Here is a 9,112-nt window from a genome sequence, read left to right as displayed (position 1 = left end):
AGACCGTCGTCTTCCCCGCATCGCCAGGAAGCTATGCCAGCGAAAGAATGGGCTGAATGGGGGATCCGGGTTGCGTTCCCCGGCGACAGGTCGCAAGATCGACTTTCCTGAAAGGAAAGAAGGATCGCGAGCGCCCGTGCCAGAGAACGCCAAGACCCAGCAGAAACTGACCCAGGATCCGCATGCCCTGCGCGACTCGCCAGAGCGGAACCTGGAGGTCGCGATCGGCCGCGTGGTCCGCGATCTGCGCAAGCGCCAGCGCATGACCGGATCGGATCTCGCGGCCCAGACCGGGCTGTCGATCGGCATGCTTTCGAAGATCGAGAACGGGGTGATCTCGTCCTCGCTGAACACGTTGCAGGCGCTGGCGAACGCGCTGCGGGTGCCGCTGGTCCAGCTGTTTTCCGGCTATGCCGAGCCTCGCGGCGCCATGCATGTCAAGTCCGGCGAAGGCGTCGAGATCGAACGGCAGGGCACCCGCGCCGGGCACCAGTATCATCTGCTGGGCCATATCGGCTCTAACAATTCCGGGGTCGTGGTCGAACCCTATCTGATCAACCTGACGACCGAGAGCGACCGCTTCCCCACCTTCCAGCACGAGGGCATCGAGATGCTTTACATGCTGGAGGGGACCGTCGGTTATCGCCATGGCGAGCAGATCTATCGGCTGGAACCGGGCGACACGCTGCTGTTCGACGCGGATTCCCCGCATGGGCCGGTGGACCTGATCGAACTGCCCGCGCGCTACCTGTCGATCATCACCTATCCGCAAAGCAAATAGCCTGATGGCGCGGGGGCCGGGGAGATTTCTCCCCGGCCCCCGGCCTCACGCGTCCCCCGTGCGTTTTTCCTGCGCGTCGCGGTACGGGCCTGTCGTCAGGCCGTGCGTTCCACGGTCGCGGCGGCGACGGGCTGGGCCGGTCCTTGGCCCTCGGCCGCAACGGCCGCGCCGGCATAGACTCCATCGCCCAGCCGGAAGCCGACCTCGCCATGCTCGGCAATGTCGAGCCCGTCATATTCGGTGCCCGCGCTGACCCGAAGACCGACCAGCACATCCGCGACCTTCAGCGCGATCCAGGTCGTCACCAGCGAGACGAGGACGCTGAAGCCCATGATCAAAACCTGCGGCACCATCTGCGAGACCATGCCCCGCCCCTCGGGATAGCCCAGGCCGCCAAGGGCGGGCGCGGCGAAGATCACCGTCAGCACACCACCCATCATCGCACCGACCCCGTGGACGCCGAAGACGTCGAAGGAATCGTCATAGCCGAAGCGGCGCTTGACGCTTTCGACCGCATAGACGCAGACCGGCGCGGTCAGCAGGCCAACCGCAATGGCGCCCGCCGGGCCGACAAAGCCGCAGGCGGGCGTGATCGCAACCAGTCCGCCGATGCAGCCCGACAGCAGGCCGAAGGTGCTGGGACGCTTGCGATGAACCCATTCCGTCGCCATCCAGCCAAGCGCGCCGCCTGCCCCGCCCAGCATGGTATTGACCATGATCAGTGCGCTGAAGCCGTTGGCGGCGAGCGCGCAGCCACCACAGAAGGCCAGCCAGCCGACCCACAGCATGGCGGCGCCGGAATAGGTCATGGTCATGTTGTGGGGAGCCATCATCGCGCTGCCATATCCGGCACGCGGTCCCACGACCAGCGCGCAGACCAGCGCGGCAATGCCCGCGTTCAGGTGGACAACGTTGCCGCCTGCGAAGTCCTGGACGCCGATTCCGAAGACCCAACCGCCACCCCAGGCCATATGGGCCATCGGGATGTAGTTGATGGTCAGCCAGACTGCCATGAAGATCAGCACGGCCGAGAATTTCATTCGCTCGGCAAAGGCACCGACAATGATCGGAGGCGTGATCGCCGCAAACATCATCATGAACAGCATATAGGTGTATTCGGGGATGGTCCCGACCAGGCTGTCCTGCGTAACACCCGCCAGGAACAGCTTGCCGGTGCCGCCGATCACCGCATTCCACGGCCCCTCGGCATCGAAGGTCAGGGAATAGCCATAGGCGACCCACAGCACACAGATCAGCGCGATCGAGGCGAAGATCTGGGTCAACACCGACAGCACGTTCTTGCTGCGCGCCATTCCGGCATAAAACAGGCCCAGCCCCGGCAGCATCATCAGCATCACGATCAGCGCACAGGTGGCGACGAAAGCTGTATCGCCCGCATCAAGGGCGGGCGCGGCGTCCTGCGCCCTTGCCAGCGCGGGAAACAGGACCAGCGGTAAGGCCGGCAGGGCGTTCTTCAAGTTCATGGCGTCCTCCTTGTTCCGGAATGTCAGGACAAGGATGACCGGAAGCGGGCGCGGACCAAGTTTCCCGTCGGTGAATTATCTTCTCTGCCGGGAATCGACGAGCGGCGCTGAATAATGCGCCAGACTGCCTTTTGGGCGGTCAGAATTCGAAGCGCCGCGCCCCGGCCCGGACGAATCGCACGGGCTTGTGTCGGGGCCCACCGCGCGATGACGACGGACGAGATCATGGCCCTGACGCGGGATTGATCGTGGTTCTTATCTATTCCAATGTCCTTCTGGACATCGCGACCGACGATCCGGTCTGGTCGGGCTGGTCGGCATCCGCGCTGCACCGTGCCGGACGCGACGGGCGACTGGTCATCAACCCGATCATCTATGCCGAGCTTTCGGTGTCGCACAGCCGGATCGAGACGCTGGATGCGCTGTTGCCGCAGGACGTCTTCCACCGCGAGCCCCTGCCATGGGTGGCGGCTTTTCTGGCGGGCAAAGCCTTTCACGCCTATTGCCAGCCGGGCGGGGCGCGGCACTCTCTGCTGCCGGATTACTATATCGGCGCCCATGCCGCGATCGCGGGTTACCGTTGCTGACCCGGGATCGCGGGCGCTATGCGACCTGTTTCCCGACGGTCAGGATGATCTCGCCGCAATAGTCCCTGCGCGCCCTGCCCTATGCCGCGCCGCCGCGCAGGAATGCCACAGCGCGTCCGCAGGAACGGGCAAAGGCCGCGCGGACGGTTGACTCGAATCGGACAAGGCTTTGCCCTGTCAGGGAAAAGCGGCAGCGGGGTGTGATGCCCGACGATCGGCCGCCTGGATCGTGTCGGAAGACGAGGGAGACGGGGATGTTCAAACGTGCATGTCTTGCGACCGTGGCAGTGCTGGCACTGGCCCCCGCGGCCTTCGCGGCCGAAGGCGGAACGGGCTTCTATCTTCTGGGCCTGCGGGCGACGGGCGCGGGGGTCGTCCCACCCGCCGGCACCTATTTCCAGTTCACCTTCTACGGCTATTCCGGGGGCAGCTCGGCCGACATTCCGCTGAACGGGCGGCTGAACCTGGATCTTGAGGGGAATGCCGCGCTGGGGCTGGCCACCGGGGTCTGGTCGCTGGACAGCGGCCCGGTACTGGGCGGGCAACCCTATCTGACGGCGCTGGTGCCCTTCGGCTGGAAGGAAACCAAGCTGGGCGCCACCCTGACCGGCCCCGGCGGCGACGTCCTGTCGGGCAGCAGACAAGAGGACAGCTTTCTGATCGGCGACCCGGCGATCGGCGGCGGCATCGGCTGGAAATCGGAGAACCTGCTGACCTCACTGAACCTGCTGGTGAACGTGCCCATCGGTGATTACCAGCAATCACGCACGACCAATATCTCGTTCAACCACTGGGCGGGCGACCTGACCGCCGCGGCGACCTGGTTGGGCGCGGATGGCTGGCAGCTTGATGGCGCGGCGGGTCTTAGCGTCAACGCCGAAAACCCCGACACCGACTATCGCACAGGCAACGAACTGCATCTTGAGGCAGCGGTTGCCAAGACGACCGGGGCATGGACGGTCGGCCTTGCCGGCTATCACTATCAGCAGATCACCGGGGACAGCGGCGACGGTGCGGTGCTGGGCGACTTCAAGGGCCGCGTATCGGCGCTGGGTCCGGCCGTCAGCTGGGCAGGAGCCGTCGGCAAGCGGCCTGTCGCCGTCGATGCCCGCTGGCTGCATGAGTTCGATGCCAAGAACCGGGTCGAAGGCGACGCGCTGCTGTTTAATGTGACCGTGCCGCTTGGCGGCTGACCGGCGCGCGGGTGGGGCAAGGACACAGCCCCTGTCCCACCCGCGACCCGCTTGCACCGCCGGCTCCCGCCTGTAATCAGGACCGCCAGCGCAAGGGGAACATCGTGCCCGCCAGTCTTCGCCATCTCAGGATGTTTCTCGCCCTGGGGTGCGACAACTCGGTGACGCGGGCGGCGGCGGCCTGCCATGTCTCGCAGCCCGCGGTCACGCAGGCGATGGGCAAACTGGCCCAGGAAACGGGGCAGGCACTGTTTCAGCGCAGCCCTCAGGGTCTGTTCCTGACCGAGGCGGGGAAGGTGCTGGCCCACCGCGCCAGCCGCGCCCTGCGGCTTCTGGACGCCGCCATGGCCGATATGGGCCGCCCCATTCGGGTGCAGGCGACGTGGGCGCAGCTTTCCGCGCTGATTGCAGTTTCCGAGCTTGAGAATTTCACCCTGGCCGCACGGCGGTTGGGGTTGGCGCAACCGACAGTGCATCGCTCAACCTCGATGCTGGAACAGGCGGCGGGCATGGTCTTTTTCCAGCGCACGGCACATGGCCTAATCACCACGCGCGCAGCCCAGAATCTGGCGCAGGCGGCCCGGCTGGCGCTGGCAGAATTGGAGCAGGCGGCCTCGGACCTTGCGGCGCTGAACGGGGCTGAAGCGGGGCGTATCGTTCTGGGCGCCCTGCCGCTGTCCCGCTCGGGCTGGTTGCCCCGCGCTGTTCTTGAATTCCGCAAGACCCGCCCCCGCTTTCCGGTCGAGATCATCGACGGCCGCTATGACGAATTGCTGCTGGCACTGCGCCGCGGCGAAATCGACATGGTGCTGGGCGCCCTGCGCCTGCCCAGCCCGATCGACGACATCGTGCAGGAGCGCCTGTTCGATGATGAGGTCGTCGTGGTCGCCCGTCACGGCCACCCGCTGCTGCGGCGGGGTAAGATCGAGCTGGCCGACCTGGCGGCCTTTCCTTGGGTCATGCCACGTCGCCCGACGCCCATCCGGGCGATCCTGGATGCGGCCCTGCCGCGCCCTCAGATTGCTGGCCATGAATCGCCGGGCGTGATCGAAACCTCGTCCGTCATTGTGCTGCGCGAATTGCTGCGCGGCAGTGACCAACTTGGCGGTGTCTCGCGCCTGCAGGCCGAGGTTGAGGCCGAGGCGCTGGCGATCCTGCCCGTGCACCTGCCCGGCGCGCTGCGCCCCATCGGCCTGACCACCCGGGCCGGGTGGGAGCCGACCGGCGCGCAGCGCGAATTCCTGGCGGTGCTGCGCCGCACGGTCCCCGGGGGCGGTGACGCGCTATAGCGGAAACTTATCGTATGGGCGGCGCTTCCAATTTGCGCTGAAACCGCGCCGGAACCAGTCTTGCGGACAACCGACCGCAAGGAGAGACCATGCCAAGCAAGACCGCCCTTGTCATTTCTGCCCATGCCGCCGATTTCGTCTGGCGCTGCGGTGGCGCAATCGCGCTTCACGCCCAGATGGGGTATGAGGTCACGGTCGTCTGCCTGTCATTTGGCGAGCGCGGCGAAAGCGCCAAGCTGTGGAAAGATCCCGGCATGACGCTGGCACAAGTCAAATCCGCCCGCCGCTCGGAATCGGAAAACGCGGCGCAGGCCTTGGGCGTGCATGATCTGGTCGAATTCGATCTAGGCGATTACCCGCTGCACCTGACCCAGGACGACAAGTTCCGGCTGGTTGATGTGATCCGCAAGGTCCAGCCCGATTTCATGCTGAGTCACAGCCAGTACGACCCCTACAACACCGACCACATGTATGCGACGCAAGTGGCGCTGGAATGCCGCATGATCGCCCAAGCCTGGGGCCACGAACCCGGCCAGAAGGTGTTGGGCGCGCCCCAGCTTTACCTGTTCGAACCGCATCAGACCGAACAGATGGGTTGGAAGCCCGACACCTTCCTGGACATCACCCCGGTCTGGGACAGAAAGCGTGCCGCCATTGAATGCATGGAAGGGCAGGAACATCTATGGGAGTACTACACCCGCGTCGCCGAAAACCGGGCCAACCACTTCATGCGCAACTCCGGCGGCCAGTCCGGCGGACGCAAGGCGAAATATGCCGAAGGCTTCCAGTCCGTGTTCCCGCGCACCGTGGATGCATTGTGATGGAGCCGTGCTTTGACGTCGCGCATCTCGGTCATGTTGAGATACTGACCGACCGGTTTCAGGAAAGCCTGGATTTCTTCACGCGGGTCTATGGGCTGAAGCTGTCCGGGCAGGATGCGGACAGCGCCTATCTGCGGGCCTGGGACGATTACGAACATGCCTCGTTGAAGCTGACGCGGGCGGCGACCACCGGGATCGGCCATGTCGCTTATCGCGCCAGCAGCCCCGAGGCCCTGCTTCGCCGCGTCGCTACCATCGAGGCCTCGGGCTACAAGGTTCATGGCTGGGTCGAGGGCGACAAAAGCCACGGTCGCGCCTTCAGATTCGAGGACCCATTCGGCCACATCTTTGAAATTTATTATGATACTGTCAGGTATCGGGCGCAGGAACCGGACCGGCCCGCGCTGAAGAACACCGCCAGCGCCTTTACCGGCGCCGCCCCCCGCCGCCTTGACCACCTGAACCTTCTGGCCGCCGACGTGACCGAGTTCCGGCGTTTCATGGAGACCTGCCTTGGCGCGCGCGTGACCGAGATGATCCAGCTGGACAATGGCCGGATCGGCGGTTGCTGGTTCACCGTCAACAACAAGACCTATGACCTGGCCTGCACCGAGGAGCATGGCAGCGGCAGTGGGCGGCTGCACCACGTCACCTATGCCACCGATCAGCGCGAGGACATCCTGCGTGCCGCCGACATCTTCCTGCAGAACGGCATCCATATCGAGACCGGCCCCCACAAGCACGCAATCCAGGGCACGTTCTTCCTGTATGTCTGGGAACCCGCCGGAAACCGGGTCGAGCTTGCCAATGCCGGTGCCCGATTGATCCTGGCCCCGGACTGGCAGCCGGTCGTCTGGACCGAGGCCGACCGCAGGAAGGGTCAAGCTTGGGGCCTGAAGACCATCGAGACATTCCACACCCACGGCACCCCGCCGCTGAAAAAGGGTTAAGTCATGGCCGTCGTCGTTCAGAACATCCCCCGCGCCGAACCCGCGACCATCGCCGGTCTGGCCGAAGCGGGCGTCGCCACAGTGCACGAGGCGCAGGGACGCATCGGCTGCCTTGGCAGCCACCTGCGCCCGATCTATGCCGGGGGGCGCATCGCTGGCAGCGCCGTGACGATCAGCGCGCCGCCGGGCGACAACTGGATGCTGCATGTCGCGATCGAACAGTTGCGGCAGGGCGATATCCTTGTCCTTGCCCCCACCTCTCCCTGTGACAACGGATATTTCGGCGACCTGCTGGCAACCAGCGCCATGGCGCGGGGTTGTCGCGGGCTGGTGATCGACGCGGGTGTGCGCGACATCCGCGATCTGACCGCGATGGGCTTTCCGGTCTGGTCCCGCGCGATCAGTGCACAGGGCACCGTCAAGGAGACGCCCGGCTCGGTCAACGTCCCCATCGTCTGCGCGGGTCAGCTGGTCGAGGCCGGGGATGTGATCGTCGCCGATGACGACGGGGTCTGTGTCGTGCGGCAGGTCGATGCCGAGGCCGTCCTGGCCGCCGCTCGCAATCGAGTCGAGGCGGAAGAAATCAAGCGCAGGCGCCTTGCCGCCGGAGAGCTTGGCCTCGACATCTATGACATGCGCCCCCGGCTGGCGGCGAAGGGGCTGAAATATGTGTGACGGCATCCCCTGCCTGTGGATGCGGAGCGGCACATCGAAGGGTGCGTACTTCCTCGCATCGGATCTGCCCGCAGACCCTGCCCTGCGCGACGCGCTGCTGCTGCGGATCATGGGAAGCCCAGACCCGCGCCAGATCGACGGGATCGGCGGCGCTGATCCCCTGACCTCGAAGGTCGCCGTTCTGTCGCCACCGACGCGCCCGGACGCCGATGTCGACTATCTGTTCCTTCAGGTCTTTGTCGACCAGGCGTTGGTGTCGGACGCGCAGGGCTGCGGCAATATTCTGGCCGGTGTCGGCCCTGCCGCGATCGAACGCGGACTGGTCGCCGCCACCGGCGATGAAACCCCCGTCCGTATCCACATGCTGAATACCGACGAGGTCGCGCTGGCCCGCGTCCAGACCCCCGGCGGGCATGTCCGCTATGCGGGCGATGCCGCCATCGATGGCGTTCCCGGCCGCGCCGCGCCGATCCCGCTGATGTTCCAGAAGATCGCCGGGTCCATGTGCGGCGCCCTGCTGCCCAGCGGGAATGCGGTTGATGTCATCGACGGGATCGACTGCACCCTGATCGACAATGGCATGCCCTGCGTCATCATGCGCGCCGCCGATTTCGGCCTGAGCGGGCAGGAAACGCGCGAGGAACTGGAGGCCAACCTCGCGCTGCGATCCCGGATCGAGGCCATCCGCCTGCAAGCCGGACCGATGATGCATCTGGGCGATGTTACGGAAAAGTCGGTACCGAAGATGACCCTTGTTTCGTCCGCCCTTCAGGGTGGCGCGATCAACACCCGCAGCTTCATCCCGCACCGCGCCCATACCTCTATTGGGGTCTTTGCCGCCGTCAGCGTGGCAACGGCCTGCACCCTGCCCGGCTCTCTCGCCGAGCGGCTTGCCACCCTGCCGCCGGATGGCCGTTTCCTGATAGAACACCCCTCTGGCGCGGCCGAAGTCCTGCTTCAGATGGATGCGGATGGCCTTGTGATCGAGGCCGGCACCTTGCGCACCGCCCGCAAGCTATTCGATGGTATGGTCTTTCCCCGTGAGGGATCGTGATTGACTGGACGCCCGCGTGAAATTCCTACTCTGCCCGCTGGAAACCGGACCGTTTACGGCTGGAGTTTTCGGCGAGCCTTCCGTGGTTGAGAGCCAGGTTGCTGCCTGATGAGGTCCGGCGGCTGACGGCGCCGGAAGACGAGAACAGCCGGCTGAAGTAGGTCACAGACTGGCCCCTGAGATGCCGCAGGGCGGGATACGCCGAAGGCCCCTGGCCGGATGGTCGAGCCGGGTCGCGGGATATGGCATTGATTGGGGCATGTCGATAGGCGGGGCTT

General features: G+C 65.5%; 9 protein-coding genes. 8 read left to right on the top strand and 1 reads right to left on the bottom strand.

Annotation, left to right across the window (positions count from 1 at the left end; all coding sequences use genetic code 11):
- Positions 1–136 precede the first annotated feature (136 nt).
- A complete protein-coding gene (locus RM190_RS23015; protein WP_311761821.1) occupies positions 137–781 on the top strand; it encodes a helix-turn-helix domain-containing protein in 645 nt (214 codons plus the stop codon).
- Positions 782–876: 95 nt separating this feature from the next.
- On the opposite strand, the gene RM190_RS23010 is transcribed toward RM190_RS23015, so the two are convergent.
- Positions 877–2,265 carry an ammonium transporter gene (locus tag RM190_RS23010; RefSeq protein ID WP_311761820.1) on the bottom strand — a complete coding sequence of 463 codons (1,389 nt, stop codon included), beginning with the start codon at positions 2,263–2,265 and terminating at the stop codon, positions 877–879.
- Positions 2,266–2,507: 242 nt separating this feature from the next.
- Between RM190_RS23010 and RM190_RS23005 the strand changes: the two genes are divergently transcribed.
- The 7 genes from RM190_RS23005 to RM190_RS22975 all read left to right on the top strand — a co-directional run bounded on the left by RM190_RS23005 (position 2,508) and on the right by RM190_RS22975 (position 8,834).
- Entirely contained in the window at positions 2,508–2,852 is a 345-nt protein-coding gene (locus tag RM190_RS23005; protein WP_311761819.1) for a type II toxin-antitoxin system VapC family toxin, read from the top strand.
- Positions 2,853–3,106: 254 nt separating this feature from the next.
- Positions 3,107–4,045, top strand: coding sequence for a SphA family protein (locus RM190_RS23000; protein ID WP_311761818.1), 939 nt, complete (start codon positions 3,107–3,109; stop codon positions 4,043–4,045).
- A 104-nt stretch (positions 4,046–4,149) separates the two neighbouring features.
- Positions 4,150–5,334, top strand: coding sequence for a LysR substrate-binding domain-containing protein (locus RM190_RS22995; RefSeq protein ID WP_311761817.1), 1,185 nt, complete (start codon positions 4,150–4,152; stop codon positions 5,332–5,334).
- Between the two features lie 89 nt (positions 5,335–5,423).
- Complete coding sequence (locus RM190_RS22990) at positions 5,424–6,155, top strand: PIG-L deacetylase family protein (protein WP_311761816.1); 732 nt, start codon at positions 5,424–5,426, stop codon at positions 6,153–6,155.
- On the top strand, positions 6,155–7,105 hold the full coding sequence (locus RM190_RS22985) for a VOC family protein (RefSeq protein WP_311761815.1): 951 nt from the start codon (positions 6,155–6,157) through the stop codon (positions 7,103–7,105). The genes RM190_RS22990 and RM190_RS22985 overlap by 1 nt, the downstream gene beginning before the upstream one ends.
- A gap of 3 nt (positions 7,106–7,108) precedes the next feature.
- Complete coding sequence (locus RM190_RS22980; RefSeq protein ID WP_311761814.1) at positions 7,109–7,780, top strand: 4-carboxy-4-hydroxy-2-oxoadipate aldolase/oxaloacetate decarboxylase; 672 nt, start codon at positions 7,109–7,111, stop codon at positions 7,778–7,780.
- Positions 7,773–8,834 (top strand): 4-oxalomesaconate tautomerase, encoded by a 1,062-nt coding sequence (locus RM190_RS22975; RefSeq protein WP_311761813.1) that lies wholly within the window; start codon positions 7,773–7,775, stop codon positions 8,832–8,834. The genes RM190_RS22980 and RM190_RS22975 overlap by 8 nt, the downstream gene beginning before the upstream one ends.
- Positions 8,835–9,112: the final 278 nt, after the last annotated feature.

It is taken from the genome of Paracoccus broussonetiae, from assembly GCF_031854425.1.
Taxonomy (GTDB): Bacteria; Pseudomonadota; Alphaproteobacteria; order Rhodobacterales; family Rhodobacteraceae; genus Paracoccus; species Paracoccus broussonetiae.
The sequence above is the reverse complement of the archived record's forward strand: the minus strand, read 5'-3'. Positions and strand labels throughout refer to the sequence as shown.